Below are 23,740 nucleotides of genomic sequence, written 5' to 3'. Positions count from 1 at the left end.
TGTGATTCGTGAGCGCGATGTCTTTCATCGTCAGGCCCGCGCTCCGCATCTTCTTGCGCTGCCTGATTGCCGGCCATTTCGTCGGCGTCGGCGCGACCGGAATCCAACCCGATACGACCATCGTCCGACTGTCCGCTGGAGAGGGCCAGGCCCAGATGACGGTCAGGAACACGGATCCGGTGCCGTTGCTGATGAATGTCACGGTCCAGGACCTGCCAGGCAGTGAATCGCTCACGGTGCTTGCCTTGCCGCAGGTCACGCGCGTCGAGGCCAACGGACATCAGATCGTGCGGTTCGTCCTTGCGGAATCGGCCCGGGGAATCACCAAGCAGTACCTGAAGCGCGTGAGCTTCGAAGGCATACCGCCCCAGGACAGTCGCGCCAAGGGAAGTGGAGTGGCCATCAATGTGCGACAGGTCATTCCGTTGGTGATCTCGCCCCCGGGCCTGGAACAGGACCCCGAGCCCTGGAAGCGTTTGAAGATCGTGCGCAAGGCCTCGGGCGTGGCGGAGATCCGCAACGACAGCCCTTTCGTCGCACGTCTCAGGAGCGAGGGGGAACTGCTTCCCCAGAGGATGCCGATCCGCCTGCTCGCGAATACCTACGTGCTGCCGGGCGAACACATCGCGGTGGGTCTGCCGCCGGACGTGGAAGCCGCCTCGGTCCGAGCCATCCGCATCCAGCCCGCTTCGCCCTGGGGCATCTCGGTCGAGCCCTACGAGATCCAGCTCTCCGACGGCGGCATGCCCTAGACCGGGCGCCTCAAAGTCCCGCCATGTGAGTCGGAGCAGAAATTGCAGAAAAACAAAACGGCGCTGCATGTGCCGCACAAGCGCCTGCATGCGCCGCTGGGTTGCGTGACGCTGGCGGTCGCCGGAACCTGCTGTGCCTGGGCGCAGACACAGTCACCCTCCGGGATTCGGGAGCGCATCGTGCCGGTCTCCTCGCATGCATCGGCAGCGTCGTCCGGCGATCAACGCGACGCCGATCGAGGCGATGCGCGAACCGGCGACGTACCCGGCCAGGAGCGACTCGCGCAATTCGATCCCGACATCCTGCGCAAGCGCGGATTGAGTCCGAACATCGGCAACTACTTCAGGCAAGGCGCACGTTTTCCGCCGGGTGCGCAATCCGTTTCATTCGTCGTCAACGGCAACGAGATCGGGCGCAGGGCCGTCGTGTTCGATGCCGCCGGCCGACTCTGTTTCACCCCCGTGCTGATCGTCGCCCTGGGGTTGCGACAGCCGGCCCGGATCACACCCGAGAAAGGGGGACGTCGCAGGGAGAAGGCCTGTCCGGACTATCGCGACCACTCGCCGCGCACGTTGATCGTCCTGCGCCCGAGCGAGGGCATCGTCGATCTGACGGTACCGCTGGAGGACACGCTGCCAACGTCGAAACCCTCGGCGGTCGAGAAGGGCGGCATCGGCGCCCTGCTGAACTACCGGGCCTATGCCTACGACAACCGTTTCCCCGGCGGGGAGACCCGCCGTTCCCGCTACGTGAACACGGAGCTCGGCTTCAATGCCGGCGACTGGATCGTGCGCTCGCACCAGACCTACAGCGGCGGCGAAGGCGTGAACCGCTTCCAGTGGCAGTCGGCCTATGCGCAGAAGACCTTCGACGACGCCCGGCAGGTGCTGCAGGCCGGGCGCATCACCACGCTCACACCGCTGTACGCGGGTCTCCCGATCCATGGAGCGCAGTGGTTCCCGGAACGAGGCCTGAGGCAACTGCAGAGCTTTCCGGTGACGGGCGTGGCCGCCACGCGGGCGCGGGTGGAGATCCGCCAGAGCGGCGTCTTGCTGTACTCGACCATCGTGCCGCCCGGACCCTTCTCGCTGACGGACTATCCCCTCACCAACGTCGGCGCCGATCTGCGGGTCAGCGTGTTCGAGGAGAGCGGTGGCGAGCGGATCATCACGGTGCCGGCCTCGTCCCTGCTGCTGGCATCGGACCGGACGCAGAACGACGGGCTGTCGCTGGCGGCCGGCCAGTTGTGGAACGCCGCAGACGCGCATGGCGGCGGCAACGCTCCGGTGGTCACCGGCGGCTATGGGTGGGCCCTGCGGTCCCTGGGCGGCACGCTCGGCGCGCTGCTGTCGAGGAACTATGTGTCGGCGGGCGTGGCGTCGAACTGGAAGTTCTCGCGCGACGCCAGCGTCTTCGCGCAGCTGATCGCCTCGCGCGACGAGCGGCGCGACGTCCATGGCGTCCAGGGCAGCGCGGCCCTGGCCTGGCGTCCCGTGGAGGGCGTGGCGCTGGGTGCCTCGGGCAACCTGCGCACGCTGGGTTACCGGACCGTGCAGGAGGCCGTCGGTCCGTACCAGGCGACGATCGCGGGACGGGGCACGCGCTCGCAGATCGGTGCTACGGCATCGTGGAGCCTGGATCGGTGGGGCTCCGTGTCGGCGGGCGTGACGCGCACCAGCGCCTTCGACGCCCCTCCCGACCACATGTATTCGCTGGGATGGGGCACGTCGTGGCGGCGCATCAATCTGCAGACCGGCATCTCGCGCAACGCGGCGCGCGCCTATCCGGCCCATTCGAGTCCGCAGGTGGCGGGATGGCCTCAGCCGCGGGCCAACACCTATGCCTACGTCAACCTGTCGATTCCACTCGGCGACAGCATCACCAGTACCTCCTATGCGCGTCGCACCAACGACGAGACCCGCTACGGCACGGCGCTCGACCAGCGCGTGAACGACATGCTGGACTACCGGCTGTCGGTCGATCGCGTGGCCGATCGGCCGACCACCGAGACCTCGGGCTCGGTGCATGCGTTGCCACGCTATGCATCGACATCGCTGGGGATCACGGATCGCCAGAACGGCGGACGCAGCTACTACGCTGAGATCACGGGCAGCCTGCTCGCGACCTCGGCCGGATGGGGCTTCTCGCCCTATGCCGTCCAGGACACCTTCGGCGTCGTCAGGACGGGCGATGTCGTCGGCCTCAAGGTGATGACGCCCCAGGGGCCGGTGTGGTCCGGTCCGGGCGGATCCGCCGCCGTCCCGTCGCTGCAGGCCTATCGGCCCTCGAGAGTGGAGGCGAGCCTGGATGCCGGGGCGATCGACATCGACGTCGGCAATCCGTTGCAGGTCGTCCAGCCCGGCCGGGGCGCCGTGGTCCGCATGGAGATGGATGCCAGGAGGGTGCGACGCGTCCTGCTCGGCGTGGTGGACGCGCTGGGCCGGCCGCTGCCCAAGGGCCTGCCGGTGCTGCGTCGCAATGGCGCACTGTTCTCGTCCACCGCCCAGGGCGGGCGCGTCATGGTCGACCACATGACCGAAGGCGTGCCGCTCTATGTGGAACTCGCACCGGGCCGGCGCTGCCTGCTGCAGGACATCCGGACCCGGCCGCGCGCGGCGGATGGCCTGTTCGAAAGCGGGAGTGCCGTATGCAGATGAAGATGGAGATGGAGATCCCGGGCCGATCCGGCCGGTGGTCGGTGTTGCGCTCGAGCCCTGGGCGCCGACTGCGCCTGTGGCTGGGCCTGCTGGCGTGCGGACCGGGCCTGGCGTTCGCGACCTGCGACACCGTGGCGTTCTCGTCGTCAGGTGTCGACATGGGCCGCAAGGGCTACACGTCGCTTCCCCGTGCCGACATCGCCGGCTACAAGCTGGTGGGCGCCCGAGGCGTCACTCTGCGCGCGGTCTGCGACGACACCCCGGACACCCGGCAGATCCGCGTCGATGCCCTGGTCGCCGACGATACGCCGGGCCTCGTGCGCTGGAGCTCGACGGCCGCGCGGGCCGGCGACATCGGCGCGGCGCGGATGGTGGTGCAGCAGGCCACGGCGGGCGGTCACGAAGTGCCCATGACCTTCACGCCGGTGGGCGGCACCACCAGCACGATCACGCCAGGTCCACTGACGCTGGCGGGCGCCGGGATGCTGGTGCTGGACCTGCGCGCGGTACCCCGTGACACCGATGCGCGCAAGAACGTGCTGGTCAACCTGCAGATCCAGACGCTGGTGAAGTCCTCCGGTTTCGCGCCCAGCGCCGAAACGCCGTTCCGTCTGGACCTGGGCATGACCGTCCCGTGAACGCCGCCGCTGCCGGCGTGCGTTGCGGCTGCGGCGACAGCGCCGGCAACGAGGACCGTGTCGTCGTCACGCCGGTGTCGCGAACTCCGGGCCGTCGTAGGTCTCCGGCACCACGATGCCGCCAGCCGCGATGCGCTCCGTCGTCGCGGCGATCCGCTCTCGGATCCCCGGTGGCACGTCGGGCGCCAGCGTCAGGCCGACCGCGCCGGGGGTCGACAGCCCGATGCGCCTGACCGACCCGGCCGGGAAGGTCCGGGCCCGCAGGTCCCGCACGGCCTCGAACACCCCCATGCCGACATCGGCCGTCGCCGAGCCGATGAAGATCCGGGGGTCGGTCCGGACCCAGTCGATCACATTGCCGATCTGGCGGACGCCACGCTCGCGGCAGGCCTCGATGGCGCCGGTGCGACCGGCGTTGAGCATCGTGAAGATCACGTCGGCACCGGCATCGATCTGAGCCAGCGCGACGCGGCGCGACAGCGCGTTGTCGTCCTGCTGGCCGGAGAAGTTGGTCAGCAGGCGGACCGCCGGATCGGCCGCCCGCGCCCCGGCGGCATAGGCCGCTCGGCCCTTGAGGCCCGGGCGGACGCGGATGCCCGACATGTGCCCGATGACGCCGGTGCGCGTGCTCGATGCGGCCAGCACGCCCGCCAGGTAGGCCGATTCCTCCTGCAGGATGTCGTAGCTCGCCAGGTTGGCGCCCGTGACGGCGCCCTGCGTGACGACGAACCTCACGCGCGGATGGTGCGGCGCGACCTCGGCGCAGGCCTCGTTGTTCTGCCCGCCATGGGCGATGACCAGGTCGGGACCGGCGGCGGCCAGCTCGTGGAGTGCCGCCACCAGCAGGTCCTTCCTCGGCTCGATGTTCGCCCGGTGGGTCGTGGCGACGTCGAATTCGACGCGGGCGCGATCCAGGCCGCGCCAGCCGGCCTCCATGAAGCCGCGATCGTCGATGCGGCCGGCGAACAGCGCCGCCACCGTGAGGGGGCGGGCGGTCGTGGAAGGCTCCTGCATGCGCCCCGCCGTTCCGGCGCAGGCCGCCAGCAGCGGCGCCGCGCCCAGGCTCGCGGCGGCCAGCCCGAGCCGGCGGCGCAGGGGCGATTCAAGCCCATGGCCGGCCTGGCCAGCGCATGGGGCATCGGGAGTGGCGGGTGCGGCTGCGGAGCGGGTCGGTGCTTTCATCGGTTCGAGGAAGTGGAGCGTGCGGATCGGCGCCAGGCCGGGCGACCGCATGCTCAAGCAACAACCGCGCCCGTCAGTTGATGTTCGAGCCGCCCATCTGGAACGGCTTGCCCGGCAGCACGTGGCCACCGGCGTATTCGAACGGCCGGCCGTCGCGCAGCCCGCAGCCGCGTGGCTTGGGGCAGGGCGCGCTCTTGGGGTCGTAGGTCCACATGATGATCGGACCATAGGGATAGTTGTGGATCGTCCTGCCCTGGTAGTCGGCCACGGTCAGCACATAGCTCTCGGTGCCATGGTTGTCGACGTCCTCGATGGCGATCGGGTCGACCAGCCGGCTGTCCTCCAATGTCTTGTAGACCTTCACCGACTCGAAGCGCGGATCGAACTGCAGCATCGTGGCCTTGCGCTCGCCACGCGACAGCACCCACAGGAATTCCTCCGGCCGGCGACGGCCGAAGAGAGCGCTGGTGGCGGTCGGGTTGAGCGTCGCCTTCTCCTTCACGTAGGCGATGCTGGTCGGGTTCTCGCCGACGTCGATCGAGAACATCGGCGCGATGTCCTCGGGCCGGCCCTGGGCCGTGCCCTTCTGGTCGAGATAGCGCGAGCCGAGGTCGTACACGCGCAGGCGGCCCTCCTGCGTGGCGATGAAGGCGCGATAGGGCGGCTCGCGCGTCAGCTTGATGGCGGTCGGGCGTTCGGGCAGGTCCATCACCTTCACCACGACCGGCGTCTGCGCCGGCGCGGCCTCGAAGGTGAATGGCCATTGCCGCGGGCCCGGGCCGCGTCCGGAGATCATCGTGCCCCATTCCCAGGGGCCCTGGTCGAAGTACTGCTTGCGGTAGTACTGGAACAGCGGCCGCAGGTCGATCACGGCGGCGCGCCGCTCGCTCTTGCTCACCACCACCGCCAGGCCGCTGCGCGCGATGGCCTGGCTCCACTCGCCGTCGTAGTACTTGCGGCGGTTGTGGTCGCTCTGCAGGTGGTCGTTGAAGTAGTTCTGGATGCGCTGGTAGTCGGTGTTGGTCTTGCCGGTCGTGACGCTGATCTCGGTCGGCGCCCTGAGCGTGTCGGGCAGGTCGACGAAGCCCACCAGCTTGGCGCTCACATAGTTGCCCAGGCCCGGCAGGCCGGCATAGGCCTGGCGGTGGCTGCCCCAGTTGGACTCCCACTGCGACTCGGGCTTGGCTTCGCACCAGGCGCAGCCATCGGCCAGGGCGATCACCGCCACCTGGCCCTTGAGCGCCGCCGTGTCCCAGACCGTCACCAGCGCGAATTCGCCGCTGTTGGTGATGGCGATGGCGGTCGGCGTCTTGCCATCGGGCAGCTTCAACTTGAGGAAGTTGTGCGACGTGTTGCTGCCCGAACTGGTGATCCAGCCGTTGGCGAACACCGTCAGCACGTTGTTGACCCAGCCGCCCCGGCCATAGCCCCGGGCCGCCGCGACCGGCTTGCCGTCGAGGTCGGCGGTGCCGATGGTCGAACCCGGCCGCACGCCCGCCAGCCGCACGGTGTTCTCGTCGTTGTCGGCGTTGTTCATGCGCGGACTGATGTAGGTCGTCCAGCTCGGCTCGGGTTTCCAGGAGATCGTGTTGTGGCCGATGTTGATGGTCTGCAGGCTGGCCACGCCCCAGTAGCGCGACTCGAGGAAATTCGGCGCCGGCTTGGCATCGGGCAGGTAGGCGACGTTGACGATGCTGGAGCTGAAATCGCCCGGCAATCCGAGCAGCTTGTCGCCGATCTGGTATTCGCCGCACCAGCTGTCGCGGCCGCAGCCACGACCGCCGACGATGCCATCCTGCTGCTTCTCGGCGCGCTGGCCGGACAGCGTCTGGTAGCTCCTGCTCGGACGCGGGCCGGGGTAGGTGGTGGTGGTCCGGGGCGTGCCGTACGCGGCGGCATCGGGGCCATAGCGGTATTCGATGCCGGCCTCGGTGCCCATGCGCGCCGCCATGGCGCGATAGGCCTCCGGCGTGGAGATGTCGTAGGCGCCCTCGGGGATGGGCGCTCGCGCCGACGCGGCCGCGGGCGTCGCCGCGCCGTCGCGTCGCTCCGGCGCCTTCGATCCCGCGGCCAGGACCGGCGCGACCGCCGCCCCCAGCGCCAGCGCGGCCGTGAGAGCGAGGGTCGCACGGCGGATGGGCCGGGCCGGGGGGCGGGAGATTCGGGAACGGTTCACGGATGGACTTTCTTCGGACTCAGGGCAGCAGGGCGGATGCCGTCGCGTCGATGCCGTCGCACGACGATTCGACTCGGCACGGGGGAGCGGCGGCGGGCGCGGGGCCGTGCATGACGCCGTCGACCTTGGCGACCAGGGCGTCGGAATCGAAGGGCTTGACGATCAGCGCCATGTCCGGTCCCAGGAAGCTGGAGTTGGTCGCGACCTCGGCGGCATAGCCGGTCATCAGCAGCACCCGGATCCCGGGCAGGCGTTCGCGCGCGTAATCGGCGACCTGGCGACCATTGGGGCCGGGCAGGCCGACATCGGACAGCAGCAGATCGTAGGCGACGCCCTGGTCGAGCATCATCATGGCCTGGCTGCCATCGATGGCTTCGCTCACGACGTGGCCGCGGTCGCGCAGGAGGTCGACCACCAGCAGCCGGACGACGTCGTCGTCCTCGGCCACCAGCACGCGATAGACGCCGCGTGCGTCGTCGCAGGTGCGGGCCGGCTGCGCCCGGACCGGCTGCGGCGTGTCCGGCGATCGCGGCAGCCGCACCCGCACCACGGTGCCGACGTCCTCGATGCTGTCCACCGTCACATAGCCGCCCGACTGGCGGATGTACCCGTAGACCATCGACAGGCCCAGGCCGGTGCCCTGGCCGATCGGCTTGGTGGTGAAGAACGGGTCGAACACGCGCGCCAGCACTTCGGGCGGCATGCCGACCCCGCTGTCGGTGACGCGGATCTCGACATAGTCGCCGGCGGGCAGACCGGTGCCTTCGAGCACGTCGGCCGCCAGCGTCAGATTGGTCGCGCACAGGCCGATCGCGCCGCCATGGGGCATGGCGTCGCGCGCATTGATCACCAGGTTCAGCAGGCTGCTCTCGAACTGGTGCGTGTCGGTGCGCACCGGCCACAGCTCGGCCGGAAGCTCGACGTCGAGCGTGATGTTCTCGCCACAGGTGGTGCGCAGCAGCGGCTCGACCGTGCGGATCGAGCCCGCGACATCGGCCACCTTCTCGTCGAGCGGCTGGCGGCGCGAGAACGCCAGCAGGCGCTGGGTCAGCGAGGCCGCGCGGCGCGCCGAGGCGAGGCCGGCCTCGACATAGTCGTCCAGTCCCTCGTGGCGCTGCTGCTGCAGGCGCTTGCGGATCACCTGCAATGGCAGCACGATGCCCTGCAGCATGTTGTTGAAGTCGTGCGCGATGCCGCCGGTGAGCTGGCCGACGGCTTCCATCTTCTGGGCCTGGCGCAGCCGCTCCTCGGTCTCCTCGGCGCGGCGGGCCAGCGCGACGTTGTCCTGCTCGAGCTGCAGGGAGACCACCTTCTGGCCGGTCACGTCGGTGCCCACCACCAGGATGCCGGTGACCCGCGTGTCGGTCTGCAGCGGCTGATAGATGAAATCCAGGTACCGCCGCTCGACCGGCCCGCCGGCGGCGCGCTGGAACAGGATCTCGGTACCGCTGCCGACGGCCGCGCGGCCGGTGCGGTAGACCTCGTCGAGCAGGTCGAAGAAGAACTGCCCCTGCAGGTCGGGCAGGGCCTCGCGCACGGGCAGCCCGATCGGATCGCGATGCCCGATGAGCGCGCGATAGGGCGCATTGGTCAGGGTGAAGCGATGCTCCGGGCCGCTGAGCACCGCCATGAAGCTGGGCGTGGCGTCGAACAGCGAGGCCAGGTAGGTCGCCTGGGCCAGCACCTGGCGCTCGGCGTTGACGCGCTGGGTGAGTTCGTTGCAGGCGCAGAACATGCCCTGCACCACGCCGTCGTCGTCGCGCACGGGCGTGTACGAGAAGGAGAAATGGGTCTCCTCGGGATAGCCGTTGCGCAGCATCTCGAAGACGATGTCGTCCATCTGGATCGACTCGCCCGCGTAGGCGGCGGAGATGATCGGATCGACCTGGTCCCAGATCTCGTACCAGACGTCGCGAAAGCGCTGGCCCATGGCCATCGGATGGCGCGCGCCGAGCATCTCGGCATAGTGGTCGTTGTAGAGCGTGATCTGCTCCGGGCCCCAGACGATGAGGATGCCCTGGCGCGCGTCGAGCATCACGCCCACCAGCGTGCGCAGCTGCAGTGGCCACGAGGCCGGCACGCCCAGCGGGTTGCGCGACCAGTCGAGCGCTCGCATCAGGCGCCCCGACTCGCCGCCGCTGTCGAGAAACTTCATCGGTTACGTCCCGGGTGGAAGGTTGCGTCGGAATGACGCCCGATTATCGGCAGCTTTGCGGCCGGCGCGGGCCGCTCCCGGGACGCGCCCGTGAGGCCTACAGCGCCGCGGTCATCATCAGCCGCAGCGTGCGCGGCGCGCCGGGGAACAGGTAGACATGGCCGAACTGGTAGGGCGACTCCTTCCAGTAGCGCCGATCGGCCAGGTTCTCCACCCCCAGCGTCCAGCTGGTGGCGACGCCATTGAGGCGCGTCTCGTAGCGCAGCGCGGCATCGAAGCGGGTCCAGGACGGCAGTTCGATCGAGCCGTCGGGCAGCACGTTGCGCCGGCCCTCGTGCGACATCCGACCCTGCAGTTCCAGGCCCGGCACCGCCGCGACGCGATAGGCGACCTGCGCGCGCAGCACCTGTCGCGGCACGTTGGTCGGGCGCTCGCCGTTGATGGCGGGCTCGACCAGGCTGCCCTCGCGCTTGGCATCGATGGCCGTCACGCCACCGGCCAGGCGCCAGGGGCCCTGGGACCACTGGGCGCTGGCCTCGATGCCGCGATGCACCGCCTTGCCGTCGAAGGCGCCGGCGCAGGGCGACAGCCCCAGCCGGTTGCAGGCATCGAGGTTGGTGACCGGCCGCGCGATGTCGAAATACGCCACCTGCCAGCCGAAGGCGTCGGCGCCGCCCTTGAAGCCCGCTTCCCACTGGCGCGACAGCACCGCCGGCAGGGCCTCGCCGGCATTGGCGTACTGCGACGACCGGTTGGGCACCACCTGCGATTCGACGCCCCGGCCCCAGCTCGCATAGGCCAGCAGGCCGGGACGCAGGTTGTAGCTCAGGGCCAGCCAGGGCGAGGTCACGCCATCGGCATAGCCGGTCGGGCGCGAGCCGTCGGTGCGGATGCTGTCGCGATCGAGCCGGGTGTGGCGCAGGCCGACCCAGGTCGTCAGGCGGTCGTTCCAGCGGATGGCATCCTGGAACGACAGCTCGGTCGAGCGTTCGTCGCGGTTGGTGTTGACATCGGTCAGCGCCGGGTCGGCCGGCACCACCGCCGTGCCCTGGACATTGCCGGTGCCGACATAGTTGAAGGCCTGGTCCTGGAACCGGTTGCGCACCCGGCTCGTCAGCAGTCCGAACGACAGGTCGTGGCGCAGTCCGCCGGTGCGGGCCTGGCCCTTCAGGCTCAGGCTGCCGGCAGTCTGCGTGCGGCGCTCGTTCTCGCTGCGGAAGTCGTAGAAGTCGAAGGTGCCGTCGGAGCAGTAGCGGTCGAAATTGCCTTCGGCGCCGCAGCCGAAGGCATAGGCCAGCCGGTCGTCGCTCTTCAGGCGCTGCTGGCCGAGCTGCGCGCTCCAGCGCCAGTCGGCGTTGAGCGCCTGCGTGAAGCGCAGGGTGCCGGTCAGGCCCTCGAAGACCGAGGGCTGCGACCAGGGCTGGTTGTTGAGGTTCAGGCGCGGGTCGACCGGCGCCGGCAGACGGTTGCCCAGCAGGCTGAAGCCGTTCTGGCTCGGCTGGGTCTTCTTGGAGTATTCGAGCTCGGCCTCGAACAGAGAGTCGCGCGTCACGCGCCAGTCGGCCGCGAGCGAGAACAGGTGGCGCTGGCCGTCGAGGTCGAAGGTGCGCGGCTTGAGATTCTCGACCGCGGCATTCAGGCGGTAGCCGAACTGGCGCTCGATGCCGAAGCGGCCGCCCAGGTCGACCGCGCCGAGCACGCCGCCGCGCCCGGTGACCTCGGCGCGCACCTCGCGCAGGTCGCGCTCGGTCGGCCGCTTGACGACATAGTTGACCAGCCCGCCCGGCGCGCTGGTGCCGGCCTGGATGCCGCTGGTGCCGCGCAGGATCTCCACGCGCTCCTTGTTGTCCAGCGCGATCGAGGTCTCGGCGCTGATCGGCAGGCCCTCGCGGCGGTAGTTGAAGCGGTTGTCGAGGACGAAGCCGCGCACCGTCAGATAGTCCCAGTAGCCGGCCGAGTTGTAGGCATCGGTGACGGAGGCGTCGAACTGCGTCAGGTCGGCCAGCCGGCGCGCGCCGGTGGCGCGCAGGGTGGCGCTGTCGATCACGGTGGCCGACAGCGGCACCTCGCGCAATGGCAGATCGCCGAAACCGCTGACATCGGCCTGCGGCGCGGCGGCGCGCGCGTCGACCGTCACGGTCGAGAGCGTGGCGTCGCCGGCCGTGGCCGTGGCCGTGGCCGGTGCCGGCGCGGTCTGGGCCGAGGCGGCGGATGCGGCCAGCCACAGCAGGGTGGCGGCGGCGCCGGCGACGGGCGTGGCGACGAAGGTCTCCCGGCGATCGCGGGCGGTGGCGGGAGCGGGACGGGGCGTGGGCAGGAGGGTCATGGTGGCGGGTCGGTGCGGCGGACGGAGGCGATGGAGGAACGAGGAATGCGGGCGCGATGGCGCTGGAGGAAAAGGACGTCGGGGCGATGCGGCATGTGCCTGGCGCTGCGGGCGGGTCATGGCCGGGCCGGCGAGGCCCGGGCCCCCCGCAGTCCGGCATCGACGGCGGTGGTCCATTCCGTGGCGGTGGCCTCCGGATCGGCGGCCGCGACCAGCGCGCGCACCACCGCCACCGAGCCGACGCCGGTGGCCAGCACGGCCGCGCGGCGGCTCGCGTCGATGCCGCCGATGGCGACGCGGGGATAGCCGCGCAGCAGGCGCGCGTAGTCGCCCAGCCGGACCAGGCCCTGGGGCGCGGTGGCCATGGCCTTGAGGGTGGTCGGGAACACGGCGCCCAGCGCGATGTAGCTGGGACTCGCGGCATCGGCGCGCACCATCTCGGCATAGCCATGCGTGCTCACGCCCAGGCGCAGGCCGGCCTCGCGCAGGTGTCGCAGGTCGGCCGGCGCCAGGGCGTCGAGGTCCTCCTGGCCGAGATGCACGCCGAAGGCGCCGGCCTCGATCGCGATGCGCCAGTGGTCGTTGATGAACAGCAGCGCGCCGGTGCCGCGCACGGCCTCGACCGCGGCGCGGACCTCGCGCTCGATGGCGCGCGGGTCGGTCGACTTGAAGCGCAGCTGCACCGTCGGCACGCCCGCGCGCGCCATGCGCCCGACCCAGGCCGCGTCGGGCAGCACGGCATACAGGCCGAGCTCGGCCGGGCAGGGCGCGAAGGCGTCGGCCCGCGCGGCCACCGGATGCGACCGCAGGCCGAAATCGGCCGGCGCGGCGGGCCAGGCCAGGGCATCGAAGACCCCGGTGCGCACGGTGCGGGCCCGCCACGCATCGGCCAGGCAGATGGCGTCGATGTCGATGAAGCCGAGCGCGCGGCAGGCCGCTCTGGCGCCGGCCCGCACCGGGTCGTCGTCCGGCGCGACCTCGATGGCGCGCGGCGCTGGCGATGGCGACGTCACGCCGAAGCGGGCCGCGTGGGCGGCGAGGATCGCCGCGGTGATGGCGATGGCGGAGGCGTCGGACTCGATGGGCATGCGTTCGGTGCGTTCGGTGCGTTCGATGAGGTCGGAGCGGGAGCCGGGAGCCGGGCCGGCCGGGCCGGAAGCCGCGCTCATGCCTGATGCCAGAACGGCGTGCCCAGCACCGGCGTGCTCGGCCGGGCCGCGTGCTGTGCCGGCATGGCGCCGGCGTGCCGGGCCGCGCGGCCGGCGCGCACCGCATCGGCGAAGGCGCCGGCCATCCCGACCGGGTCGTGCGCCAGCGCCACGGCACTGTTGAGCAGCACGCCGTCGTAGCCCCACTCCATCACCTGGCAGGCATGCGAGGGCAGGCCGAGACCGGCATCGACCAGCAGCGGCACGTCGATGCGCTCGCGCAGCAGCCGCAGGGCATAGGGATTGACGGGCCCCCGCCCGGTGCCGATTGGCGCCGCCCAGGGCATCACGGCCTGGCAGCCGACATCGACCAGGCGCTGGCACAGCACCAGGTCCTCGGTGCAGTAGGGCAGCACCAGGAAGCCATCGTCGATCAGCCGCGCGGCGGCTTCCACCAGGTTCAGCGTGTCGGGCTGCAGCGTGTAGTCGTCGCCGATGAGCTCGAGCTTGATCCAGGGCGTGTCGAACAGTTCGCGCGCCATGTGCGCGGTGGCGACGACCTCGTCGACGCGATGGCAGCCGGCCGTGTTCGGCAGCACCGGCACGCCCAGGCGTCGCAGCAGCGGCCAGAAGTGGTGGTGGTCGTCGGCCGGGCCGTCGGCGGCGGCCGGCGCGGCGGTCTGGCGCCGCAGCGAGGCCGTGACCATGGCCGGCCGCGCGCGGATCACGGCGGCTTCGAGCAGGTCCGGCGACGGATAGCGCGCCGTGCCCAGCAGCAGGCGGCTGGCGAAGCGCTGGCCGTACAGAACCAGTTCGTCGGCATCGATGCCGATGGCGGTTGCGAGACCGGGCGCCGGCATGGCGGGAGCGGTGGGAATGGAGGTCATGGTGGGTGTCGGGGCGCGTCTGAAAGCGTCGGGGTCGGAGTGGTGCACGGGTCAGCCGCCCGTGACGGGGCGGATCACCTCGACGCAGTCGCCCTCGGCCAGCATCCGCGTGGCGTGCAGCGAGCGCGGCACGAAGGCGCGGTTCACGGCCACCGCATAGGGCGCCACCGCGCCGATGCGCGCGACCGCGTCGGCCACCGTGGCGGGCGCGGCCAGGACGTGGTCGATGCCGTTGATGCGCAGTTGGAGCCGCGCCGCGGCATCCGGGCGCGAGAGGGTCGGCGCGGTCATGCGGCGTCCCGCGCGGCCGTGGCCGCCATCGGGTCGAGTCCGAAGCGCGCCGCCAATGGCGACTCGCCGGTCGCCAGCAATTCCAGCGTCATCGCCAGCAGGGCCGGCGCCAGCAGGAAGCCATGGCGATACAGCCCGTTGACCTGCAGCACGCGCGGGCCGTGCCAGCGCAGCGAGGGCAGATGGTCCGGCAGCGTCGGGCGGCAATGGGTCGCGAGCTCCAGGATGCGCGCCTCGCCGAAGCCGCTGTGCACCGCATAGGCCGCGCTCAGGAGTTCGAGCGTCGAGCGCACGCTCATGGGCGACATGTCGCCCGACTCGATCTCCGTCGCGCCGATGACGAAGACGCCCTCGGGCTTGGGCGCGATGTAGAGCGGATAGCGCGGATGGATCAGGCGCGTCGGGCGGCTCAGCGCGACATCGGGCGCATGCACCCGGATCACCTCGCCGCGCACGCCGCGCAAGGCCGCCCACTGCGGCCGCGCGCCCAGGCCGCGGCAGTCGATCACGCGTTCGGCGGCGCCCGGATCGAGCGCGTCCGGCGCCATCGGCCGATGCCAGTGCAGCGTGACATTCGGCTGCGCCACCAGCGCGGCATGCAGGGCGGCCAGCAGCGCGCGGTTGTCGAGCTGGCCCTCGCCCGCCAGGTACAGGCCCTGCGCGAAGCGCGAGCCGCGCAGTGCCGGCTCCAGCGCGACGATGCCGGCCGCATCCAGATGCCGGATCGGCGGCAGGTCGTCGCCGATCCAGCCGCGCGTGCGCTCGACCACGCGGGCGAAGCGCTCGGCCTCGGCCGCGTCCTGCCGGTGCCACAGCACCAGCGTGCCCTCGCGCTGGAAGAACACCGGCGCGGCGGTGGTGGTCAGTCCGGCCAGCAGCCGGGGCCAGCGGTCCAATGCGTACCGGCCCATCCGCGCCACCGGCGGCGGCGCCACGGCCGACTCGGCCAGCGGCGCCAGCATCGCCGCCGCCACGCGCGCCGCGGCGCCTGCGCCATCCGGGCCCTGGGCGTCGTACAGGTCGACCCGGCAGCCGCGCCGCGCCAGCGCCAGTGCCAGCAGGCGGCCGATCAGGCCCGCGCCCAGCACGCGCGCCGATGCGAACGGCAGCGGCGCGAGCTCGGTGGCGTCGTCGTCGTGCGTCATGCGCGCCACCCATAATTTGCCGCATGACTCCGACACCCTCGCGCTATGCGCGCGTGCTGACCATCGCCGGCTCCGACAGCGGCGGCGGCGCCGGCATCCAGGCCGACCTGAAGACCTTCGCCGCCCTCGGCTGCCATGGCATGACCGCCATCACCGCCATCACGGCGCAGGACACGCATGGCGTCGCCGCCATCCATCCGGTGCCGGCCGAGGTGGTGCGCGCGCAGATCCGCGCCGTGGTCGAGGACATCGGCGTCGATGCCGTCAAGCTGGGCATGCTGCACACCCGGGAGATCGTCGAGGTGGTGGCGTGGGCCATCGATCGCTATGCGCTGCCCCATGTCGTGCTCGATCCGGTGCTGGCCGCCACCAGCGGCACCGCGCTGGCCGCCGCGGACCTGGCCGGGACGATGGTGCGGGAGCTGTTCGCGCGCGTGGCGCTCGTCACGCCCAACCTCGACGAGGCGGCGCGGCTGACGGGCCGGGGGCTCGCCGGCATCGACGCCTTCGACGACACCGCCGATGCGCTGCTGGCGCTGGGCGCCCCGGCCGTGCTGCTCAAGGGCGGCCACCTGGCCGGCGACGAGCTGGTCGACCTGCTGGCCATCGCCGATGGCGACCGCATCCGGCGGCAGCGCCATGCCGCGCCGCGCATCGCCAGCGGCAACCTGCATGGCACCGGCTGCACGCTGGCATCGGCCATCGCGGCGCGGCTGGCGCTCGGCGATGCCTTGCCCGAGGCGGTCGTCCATGCGCGCGACTATGTGCGCGGCGCCATCGCGGCGGGGGCCGACGTCGCGACCGGGTCGGGCAACGGGCCGCTCAACCACGGCTTCGCGCCCGTGCCCATGCGGCGGCTCCCGGGGGCGGCCTGAGGCGCGCGCGGCCGGCGATGGGGCCGGCCTGCGGAGGATTCGGATCGGTGCTTGTCGCCATTCTTTTGCTCCACGCAAAGGATCTGGCAGGTGGGCGGGGCCCGGGGCTTGCGTCGTGGACGATGCAAGGAACGACACACCTGTGGAACGGCGTGACGGCCACCGGGCCGGCTTCCCTGCGCGAGGATTAACTCAATCAGGTTCGAAGGGACTTTCTCAGCCGCGTCGATCGCTCGATCGATGCAGCACCCCTAGCTCGGCGTGGATTGTAGGCAAGATCAGGACAAGATTAGGAACAGGCCGAGACGATCGCGTGGTTCCAGGCCGCGGGGAGGCACACACTGTGGGCATGAAAGAAGTGATCTTCACGGGTGACTCGACCTACTTCCCGCATGCGCGGCTGACTCCCATCGGCGGCCTGTGGGAAGGCGCCATCGACGTCGTCTCGCCGAACGGCCGGCTGACGCTGGTCAGCGTCGGTGTCTACGAGGATGCCGAAAGCGCCTTCGCGGAAGCCGTCTCGGACGCGATGGACCTGATCAAGCCGGGCCACTGAAGGCGGCCGCGCCGGCGGTCAGTTCGGCGCCACGCCCAGCAGCTCGTGCAGCCGCGTGCTGGTGGTCGTGTACTGCAGCGGCACCGCCCGGTCCGGGAAGACGAGGGTGGTCGCGCCCCAGGCGGCCAGGGTGGCCTCGTGGAAGCCGCAGACGATCAGCTTGCGCTTGCCCGGATAGGTGTTGATGTCGCCGACGGCGAAGACGCCCGGCTCGCGTGTCTCGTAGCGCGCGGTGTCCACCGGCACCTGCTTGCGCTCCAGTGCCAGTCCCCAGTCGGCGATCGGGCCCAGGCGCGGCGAGACGCCCAGGCAGACGATCAGGGCCGCGACCGGCGCCGCCACGATGTCGTCATCGGGCCGCGTGACCTCGACCTGCTCGTCGTCGAGGCCGGTCGGCTGGCCGACGACGAAGCCGAGCGTGCCGGCGGCGATGGCGGCGCGCACCTCGGCGACCAGGGCCGCATCGGCCTGGAAGCCGTCGCGGCGATGCACGAGCGTGACACGGGCCGGCCGCCCGGACGCGCGGGCCTGGGCGACCAGCGTCAGCGCGGTACGCAGCGCATCGTCGCCGCCGCCATTGACGGCCACGTCCTGGCCGGTGAAGCGCGCCAGCGTGTCGGCATCGGGGTGATAGAACAGTCGCGAACCCTCGAAGCGGCCGATGCCCTCGATGGTCAGGCGGCGCGGCACGAAGGCGCCGACGCCGGCGGCGATGAAGACGGTGCGGGCCCTGAACACGGTGCCCTGGTCGGTCGCCAGGCGCCAGCGGCCATCCGGCTCGCGCGCCAGGGTGGCGACCCGCTGGCCGAGATGCATCGGCACGTCGAACGGCGCGATCTGCTGCAGCAGCGACTCGACCAGGCCGCGCCCGGTGGTGGCGGGCGTGCCGGGGATGTCGTAGATCGGCTTGTCGCCATAGAGCTCGACGCACTGGCCGCCCGCGTGGGGAAGGGCATCGACGATGTGGCAGCCGATCTCCAGCAGGCCCAGCTGGAAGGCCTGGAACAGCCCGACCGGCCCGGCGCCGATGACCAGCGCGTCGGTCTCGATCGGACTCGCGGACATGCTCAGCGCACCAGTTCCGCGATCTTGTTGGGCTTGTCCTTCCACTCGTCGGCGTCGGGCAGGGCCGCCTTGCGCTTGGTGATGCTCTTCCAGCCGTCGGCCAGGGCCAGCTCGGCATTGAGCTTGATGAAGGCGAGCTGGTCGGCCGGCAGGTCCTCTTCCGCGAAGATGGCGTTGGCCGGGCACTCGGGGATGCACACCGCGCAGTCGATGCATTCGTCCGGATCGATCACGAGCATGTTCGGACCTTCGCGGAAGCAGTCCACCGGGCACACGTCGACGCAATCGGTGTATTTGCAGCGGATGCAGTTTTCGGAGACGACGTGGGTCATGGGAATCTGGAGGGGTCGGTCGCCGGCGGGTCGCGGCGAAGTGGATCGGGATGGCCGGGCATTTTAGATGCGCGGCCCGGGGTTCTTCAGCGCGTGGCCGGCTGTACCAACACCGCCGCGGCGGTCTTGTGCGAGGCGGTGTCCACCAGCACCAGCGAGCCCAGCGCGCGCGAGCGCGCGAAGGGCAGCACCGCCAGCGGCTGCTGCAGGGTCAGCACGATGTCGCCGATGGCGTTCGCTTCCAGCCGCTCGGCCGGCTCGGCGTCGAGCGTGTTGATGTTCAGGCGGTCGACGATGCGCGCCACCTTGGCCTTGACCCAGCGGTGGCCCTGCAGCGCCCAGTAGACGCGGCCCGGCACCAGGGGCTCGTCGTCCAGCCAGGCCACCGTGGCGGTGATCTCGCGCACCGGCTCGAAGGCGTCGGGTGCCAGCAGCCAGTCGCCGCGCGAGACGTCGACCTCGCGGTCGAGCACGATGCCCGCGCTGTGGCCGGCATGCACGGTCCTGGGCTGGCGGGTGTGGCTGAGCACCTGCGCCACGGTGGCGCCCTGGCCGCTGGGCAGCACCGTCACGCGCTGGCCCGGCTCGACGTGGCCGCTGGCGACGCGGCCCCAGAACACGCGCCGGCCCTGCGAGGTGTCGGCCGAGGCGGAGAACTTCTCCACCCACTGCACCGGAAAGGCGAAGGGGACGTCCTCGTCGGGCACCGTCACCGGCAGATGCTCGAGCAGCTCGAGCAGGCTGGGGCCGTCGTAGCCGGCCCAGTCGGGGTGGCGGGTGACCACGTTCCAGCCCTTGAGGGCCGACACCGGGACGATCGCCTCGATGCGCACATCGGCCTGCTCGGCGAAGGCGGCGAGCGCGCCCGCGATGCGCTCGAAGGCGAGGGCGGCATCGTCGATGGCATCGAGCTTGTTGACCGCGAACACGATCGACTGCACGCGCAGCAGGCCGCACAGCAGCGTGTGGCGGCGGGTCTGCGCCAGCAGCTCGCGCGCCACCACCGCGCCGTCGCCGACCTCGGCCGCCCACTTGAGCTTGGTGGCGTCGACCAGCACCACGGCGGCGTCGGCGCTCGATGCCGCCGTGACCATGTTGCGCGTGTACTGCTCGTGGCCCGGCGCGTCGCCGATGATGAACTTGCGCCGGGCGGTGGCGAAGTAGCGATAGGCGACATCGATGGTGATGCCCTGCTCGCGCTCGGCCGAGAGGCCGTCGGTCAGCAATGCCAGGTCGGTCTCGCCACCGCGCTGCACGCCCGCGAGCTGGTCCTGCAGCACCGTCTTGCTGTCCACCAGCAGCCGCCCGATCAGCGTGCTCTTGCCATCGTCCACCGAGCCGCAGGTGATGAAGCGCAGGGCCGCGCCGGTATCGAGGGCCACGTCGGCCGTTCCAGAATCAATCGAGGCATTCATTCGTTCTTCTCCATTCAAGAGACACCGTGGATCCGGCTCCGCCGGTCCACCGGTGTCGCCCCCGGCAGGGGGTGGGCGCTGCCACGCGCAGCGGGCAAGCCTGGGGGCGAGCTAAAAGTACCCGTCCTTCTTGCGCTTCTCCATGGAAGCCTCGGACGTCATGTCGTCCATCCGCGTGGCGCCACGTTCGCTGACGTCGACCGACAGCGTCTCCAGCACCACGTCGCCGGCATCGGCCGCCAGGCTGGGCACCGGGCAGGTGGTGGTGATGTCGCCCACGGTGCGGAAGCGCACGTCGCGCACCTGCACCTGCTCGCCGTCGCGCGGCGGCGTCAGCGGCGTCACCGGCACCAGGAGGCCGCGGCGGTCGACCACCGGGCGCTGGTGCGTGTAGTAGATCGACGGCAGCGCGATCGACTCGCGCTCGATGTACTGCCAGACGTCGAGCTCGGTCCAGTTCGAGATCGGGAAGACGCGGAAATGCTCGCCCGGCGACAGGCGCGTGTTGAACAGCGTCCAGAGCTCGGGGCGCTGGTCCTTGGGCTGCCATTGGCCGAAGGCGTCGCGGTGCGAGAAGATGCGCTCCTTGGCGCGGGCCTTCTCCTCGTCGCGGCGGGCGCCGCCGATGAGGGCGTCGAAGCGGAATTCCTCGATCGCCTCCAGCAATGTCACCGACTGGTGCGCGTTGCGCGATTCGCCGGCGTGCGCCAGGCGCACCGTGCCACGCAGCATCGAGTCCTCGACGCTGCGCACGATCAGCTCGGCGCCCAGCTCCCGGGCCCGGAAGTCGCGGAAATCCGTGACCTCGGGGAAGTTGTGGCCGGTGTCGATCATCAGCAGCGGATAGGGGATGCGGCCGGTGCCGAAGGCCTTCTCGGCGCACTTGAGCAGCACCAGGGAATCCTTGCCACCCGAGAACAGCAGCGCCGGGCGCTCGAAGGCGGCGGCGACCTCGCGCAGGATGAAGATCGCCTCTTCCTCCAGGGCGTCGAGGTGGGCGTTGGACAGGCGGGCCCTGGCCTCGTCGGGCGGGGCGGGGGCGAGCAGTTCGGCGTCGTCGCGGGCGTTCATGGATCGGGACTGGAAATGGGAGGGCGGGAGGCAGGGTCGGGCGCGGGGGCCGGGGCGGAGGGACGTCGTCGGTTCAGTGGGCGATGTGCAGGCCGCACTCGCGGTTGTCCTCGCCCTTGGTCGGGTCCACGTAGTCGAAGTTGTTGGGCAGGCCATGCGCCTGGCAATACGCGTGGAGATCCTTCGACGTCCAGTGCAGCAGCGGCGCGACCTTGATCAGGCCGTCGGGGTTGACGCTGACCGGGTCCATCTGCGCGCGCACGGCGGTGTCCGTGGCACGCAGGGCGGTGAACCAGACCTGCGGCGCCGTCTCGCGCAGGGCGCGGGCGAAGGGCTCCAGCTTGACCTCCTCGGTGAAGGCGGCGTGGCGCGGGTCGTCCAGCGCCGGCGTGGCGCCCTCGACGGCCTCGCGGTGGGCGCGCGAGCGGCGCGGCACGTAGATCTTCAGGTTCAGGTCCAGCTGCCGCGTCACCTCGTCGGCGAAGCGGTAGGTGGCCTCGGTGTTGTAGCCGTTGTCCATCCACACCACGGGCACGTCGGGCCGGGCACGGGTCACCAGGTGCAGGATCACGGCCTCGAACGGACGGAAGTTGGTGGTGACGATGGCCGGACGGTCCAGGCCGATGCCCCAGTCGACCAGGCCTTGCGCGTCGCGACCGAGCCGGGCGTTGACCTCGGCCAGATCGAAGGCGTCGGCGGACGGGCGGAGGGTCTGCTGCGTGATGGCGTTCATGACGGTTCGGACCTCAGGCGCCGGTGCGCGCGAACAGCGGCTCGACCTCCACCGCGTCGCCCTGGTAGAACGCCGGGAAGCGCTCGAACTGGCGCTGCGCGTCGGCCGCGTCGACGCCCGGCTTGAGCGCCGCGCTGGTGAAGCCGGTGCGTTCCATCTGCACCAGCTGGTCGATCAGCACGTCGCCGGTGGCGCGGATGTCGCCCTTGAAGCCCAGGCGGCGGCGCAGCAGGAAGGCCTGGCTGAAGGCGCGGCCGTCGTGGAACTGCGGGAAGTCGAGGTCGATGCGCTCGATGGCATCGAGCCGGTCGGCCAGCGTGTGGGGATCGGCGTCGTTGGGCAGGCGCACGACCTTCGGGTCGTCGGATGCGCCGGCCTCGGCATGCTCCTCGGCCGAGACGAGGCGGATGGGCTTCAGCGTCACGATGCGCTCTCCTGGGCGGCCACGGCGAAGCGCGCGGCGTTGGCGGCGGTCTTGAACGGATCGAGTCCGACGCGCCGCACGGTGTTGATGAAGGTCTCGCCGGCCAGGCGGGTGTCGCGGTAGGTGGTGAGCACGGCCTCGATCACATCGGGCACTTCCGGCGCCGAGAACGACGGGCCGATGACCTTGCCTGCGGCCGACCTGCCGCTCAGCGCGCTGCCATCGGAACCCCCGAGGGTGACCTGGTACCACTCCTTGCCGTCCTTGTCGACGCCCAGGATGCCGATGTGGCCGCTGTGGTGGTGGCCGCACGAGTTGATGCAGCCGCTGATGTGCAGGTCGATCTCGCCGATGTCGTCGAGTTCGTCCAGGTCCTGGTAGCGCTCGGTGATGGCCTCGGCGATCGGGATCGAGCGGGCATTGGCCAGGGCGCAGAAGTCGCCGCCGGGGCAGGCGATCATGTCGGTCAGCAGGTGCACGTTGGCGCTCGCCAGGCCGGCGTCGCTGGCGGCCTGCCAGAGCTCGAACAGATCCTCGGCATGGACCCAGGGCAGCAGGATGTTCTGGTCGTGCGTCACGCGCGCCTCGCCGGCGGAGAAGCGGTCGACCAGGCCGGCCAGCACGTCGAGCTGGTCGGCCGAGGCATCGCCCGGCGCCTGCAGGCGGCGCTTGAAGGACAGCGTGACCGCGCGCAGGCCGGGGTCCTGGTGCGGTGCCACGTTGCGCGCCAGCCAGCGCGCGAACGGCACGCTGGCGGCGCTCTGGCGCTGCAGCAGCGCGTCGCGCTCGCCCTGGGGCATCGCGTCCCGGCGCCCGGCAAGGGCCGGCGGCACGAAGCTGGCCGCGACGCGGTCGAACTCGGCCTGCGTGATGGTGTGCGGGCCGCCATCGATCTCGACGATCTCGCGGTATTCCTGCTCGACGTCGTCGATGTATTTCTGGCCCTCGGCCTTCACCAGGATCTTGATGCGGGCCTTGTACTTGTTGTCCCGACGGCCATAGCGGTTGTAGACCCGCACCACGGCTTCCAGGTAATTCATGATCTGGTTCCAGGGCAGGAACTCGCGCACCACCGGTCCGATCATCGGCGTGCGGCCCATGCCGCCGCCGACGGCGACGCGAAAGCCCAGCTCGCCGGCGTCGTTGCGCACCAGCTTCAGGCCGACGTCGTGCCAGTCGGTCGCCGCGCGGTCCTCGGTGGCGCCGGTGATGGCGATCTTGAACTTGCGCGGCAGGAAGGCGAACTCGGGATGCAGGGTCGACCACTGCCGCATGATCTCCGCGAAGGGACGCGGATCGGCCACCTCGTCCTGCGCGATGCCGGCGCGCTCGTCGGTGGTGATGTTGCGGATGCAGTTGCCGCTGGTCTGGATGCCATGCATGTCGACGCTGGCCAGCAGGTCCATGACATCGGCGCTTTTGGACAGCGGGATCCAGTTGTACTGGACGTTGGTGCGGGTGGTGAAGTGCGCGTAGTGCGTCGGCAGCGTCGCGGTGCCCAGCGCGCCCTGCGTCTCCAGGGCCGTGCGATAGACCTCGGCCTCGGGCTCGTCGTACTCGCGCGCGATGACGGCGAGCGCGCGGATCTGGCGGCTCGAGAGCTCGCCATAGGGCACCGCCACGCGCAGCATCGGCGCATAGCGCTGGACGTACCAGCCGTTCTGCAGGCGCAGCGGGCGGAATTCCTCCTCACTGAGCTTGCCGGTCTGCCAGCGGCCGAGCTGGTCGCGGAACTGGTCGGCGCGTTGGCGCACGAACTGGCGATCGAAGTCTGTGTATTGATACATCGTGGGTCTTGGAGTGCGGCGCGAACGCCCGGCAAGAGAGGCGGAACTGTAGAAGCACCGCTCATGGAAACAAACTATTTTCTAATTCACGCTTTATGCGGATAAGCATATTCGCCAGGCTCCA

The 23,740-nt window shown here is 70.8% G+C and carries 20 protein-coding genes and 1 riboswitch; of the genes, 5 read left to right on the top strand and 15 right to left on the bottom strand.

Features of this window, described 5'->3' with window-relative positions; translation table 11 throughout:
- Positions 1–17: 17 nt before the first annotated feature.
- Genes AC1MLT_RS05420 through AC1MLT_RS05410 form a run of 3 tightly spaced genes read left to right on the top strand, consistent with a single transcriptional unit; the run spans position 18 to position 4,048 of the window.
- Positions 18–752, top strand: a complete 735-nt coding sequence (locus tag AC1MLT_RS05420) for a fimbria/pilus periplasmic chaperone (protein ID WP_481034250.1) — start codon at positions 18–20, stop codon at positions 750–752.
- Positions 753–794: 42 nt separating this feature from the next.
- Positions 795–3,410 (top strand): fimbria/pilus outer membrane usher protein, encoded by a 2,616-nt coding sequence (locus AC1MLT_RS05415; RefSeq protein WP_481034249.1) that lies wholly within the window; start codon positions 795–797, stop codon positions 3,408–3,410.
- The gene (locus tag AC1MLT_RS05410) at positions 3,401–4,048 is read left to right on the top strand and encodes a hypothetical protein (protein ID WP_481034247.1); all 648 of its coding nucleotides are present in this window, start codon (positions 3,401–3,403) and stop codon (positions 4,046–4,048) included. Before AC1MLT_RS05415 ends, AC1MLT_RS05410 begins: the two co-directional genes overlap by 10 nt.
- Positions 4,049–4,114: 66 nt before the next feature.
- Here AC1MLT_RS05410 and AC1MLT_RS05405 read toward each other — a convergent pair whose 3' ends face one another.
- The 8 genes from AC1MLT_RS05405 to AC1MLT_RS05370 all read right to left on the bottom strand — a co-directional run bounded on the left by AC1MLT_RS05405 (position 4,115) and on the right by AC1MLT_RS05370 (position 15,358).
- Positions 4,115–5,230 (bottom strand): BMP family protein, encoded by a 1,116-nt coding sequence (locus tag AC1MLT_RS05405; RefSeq protein ID WP_481034245.1) that lies wholly within the window; start codon positions 5,228–5,230, stop codon positions 4,115–4,117.
- A 73-nt stretch (positions 5,231–5,303) separates the two neighbouring features.
- Positions 5,304–7,406, bottom strand: coding sequence for a hypothetical protein (locus AC1MLT_RS05400; RefSeq protein ID WP_481034244.1), 2,103 nt, complete (start codon positions 7,404–7,406; stop codon positions 5,304–5,306).
- Positions 7,407–7,425: 19 nt separating this feature from the next.
- Positions 7,426–9,561 carry an ATP-binding protein gene (locus AC1MLT_RS05395; RefSeq protein WP_481034243.1) on the bottom strand — a complete coding sequence of 712 codons (2,136 nt, stop codon included), beginning with the start codon at positions 9,559–9,561 and terminating at the stop codon, positions 7,426–7,428.
- A gap of 97 nt (positions 9,562–9,658) precedes the next feature.
- The gene (locus AC1MLT_RS05390; RefSeq protein WP_481034242.1) at positions 9,659–11,887 is read right to left on the bottom strand and encodes a TonB-dependent siderophore receptor; all 2,229 of its coding nucleotides are present in this window, start codon (positions 11,885–11,887) and stop codon (positions 9,659–9,661) included.
- A 116-nt stretch (positions 11,888–12,003) separates the two neighbouring features.
- A complete protein-coding gene (locus AC1MLT_RS05385; RefSeq protein ID WP_481034908.1) occupies positions 12,004–12,975 on the bottom strand; it encodes a thiamine phosphate synthase in 972 nt (323 codons plus the stop codon).
- Positions 12,976–13,052: 77 nt separating this feature from the next.
- On the bottom strand, positions 13,053–13,895 hold the full coding sequence (locus AC1MLT_RS05380; protein WP_481034907.1) for a thiazole synthase: 843 nt from the start codon (positions 13,893–13,895) through the stop codon (positions 13,053–13,055).
- 78 nt (positions 13,896–13,973) lie between these two features.
- Positions 13,974–14,213, bottom strand: a complete 240-nt coding sequence (thiS, locus tag AC1MLT_RS05375) for a sulfur carrier protein ThiS (RefSeq protein ID WP_481034241.1) — start codon at positions 14,211–14,213, stop codon at positions 13,974–13,976.
- Positions 14,210–15,358, bottom strand: a complete 1,149-nt coding sequence (locus tag AC1MLT_RS05370) for an FAD-dependent oxidoreductase (RefSeq protein ID WP_481034239.1) — start codon at positions 15,356–15,358, stop codon at positions 14,210–14,212. The genes thiS and AC1MLT_RS05370 overlap by 4 nt, the downstream gene beginning before the upstream one ends.
- A 23-nt stretch (positions 15,359–15,381) precedes the next feature.
- Between AC1MLT_RS05370 and thiD the strand changes: the two genes are divergently transcribed.
- The gene (gene thiD, locus AC1MLT_RS05365; protein ID WP_481034237.1) at positions 15,382–16,233 is read left to right on the top strand and encodes a bifunctional hydroxymethylpyrimidine kinase/phosphomethylpyrimidine kinase; all 852 of its coding nucleotides are present in this window, start codon (positions 15,382–15,384) and stop codon (positions 16,231–16,233) included.
- A gap of 156 nt (positions 16,234–16,389) precedes the next feature.
- Positions 16,390–16,496: riboswitch (TPP riboswitch) on the bottom strand.
- An 86-nt stretch (positions 16,497–16,582) separates the two neighbouring features.
- Positions 16,583–16,789 (top strand): hypothetical protein, encoded by a 207-nt coding sequence (locus AC1MLT_RS05360; RefSeq protein ID WP_481034236.1) that lies wholly within the window; start codon positions 16,583–16,585, stop codon positions 16,787–16,789.
- Between the two features lie 18 nt (positions 16,790–16,807).
- On the opposite strand, the gene AC1MLT_RS05355 is transcribed toward AC1MLT_RS05360, so the two are convergent.
- The 7 genes from AC1MLT_RS05355 to AC1MLT_RS05325 form a co-directional block, all read right to left on the bottom strand.
- Positions 16,808–17,854: an NAD(P)/FAD-dependent oxidoreductase gene (locus tag AC1MLT_RS05355; RefSeq protein WP_481034235.1), complete on the bottom strand. Its 1,047-nt coding sequence runs from the start codon at positions 17,852–17,854 to the stop codon at positions 16,808–16,810.
- 2 nt (positions 17,855–17,856) lie between these two features.
- Entirely contained in the window at positions 17,857–18,186 is a 330-nt protein-coding gene (gene fdxA, locus AC1MLT_RS05350) for a ferredoxin FdxA (protein WP_481034234.1), read from the bottom strand.
- Between the two features lie 86 nt (positions 18,187–18,272).
- Complete coding sequence (locus AC1MLT_RS05345) at positions 18,273–19,601, bottom strand: sulfate adenylyltransferase subunit 1 (protein ID WP_481034232.1); 1,329 nt, start codon at positions 19,599–19,601, stop codon at positions 18,273–18,275.
- A 111-nt stretch (positions 19,602–19,712) separates the two neighbouring features.
- A complete protein-coding gene (cysD, locus tag AC1MLT_RS05340; RefSeq protein WP_481034231.1) occupies positions 19,713–20,672 on the bottom strand; it encodes a sulfate adenylyltransferase subunit CysD in 960 nt (319 codons plus the stop codon).
- A 73-nt stretch (positions 20,673–20,745) separates the two neighbouring features.
- Positions 20,746–21,405, bottom strand: coding sequence for a phosphoadenosine phosphosulfate reductase domain-containing protein (locus tag AC1MLT_RS05335; protein ID WP_481034230.1), 660 nt, complete (start codon positions 21,403–21,405; stop codon positions 20,746–20,748).
- Between the two features lie 13 nt (positions 21,406–21,418).
- The gene (locus AC1MLT_RS05330; protein ID WP_481034229.1) at positions 21,419–21,829 is read right to left on the bottom strand and encodes a DUF934 domain-containing protein; all 411 of its coding nucleotides are present in this window, start codon (positions 21,827–21,829) and stop codon (positions 21,419–21,421) included.
- Complete coding sequence (locus tag AC1MLT_RS05325; protein WP_481034228.1) at positions 21,826–23,616, bottom strand: nitrite/sulfite reductase; 1,791 nt, start codon at positions 23,614–23,616, stop codon at positions 21,826–21,828. Before AC1MLT_RS05325 ends, AC1MLT_RS05330 begins: the two co-directional genes overlap by 4 nt.
- Positions 23,617–23,740: the final 124 nt, after the last annotated feature.

This window comes from Variovorax sp. PEI5 (genome assembly GCF_056679935.1).
Note: the sequence above shows the minus strand (reverse complement) of the source record. Positions and strands in the feature narration are given on the sequence as shown.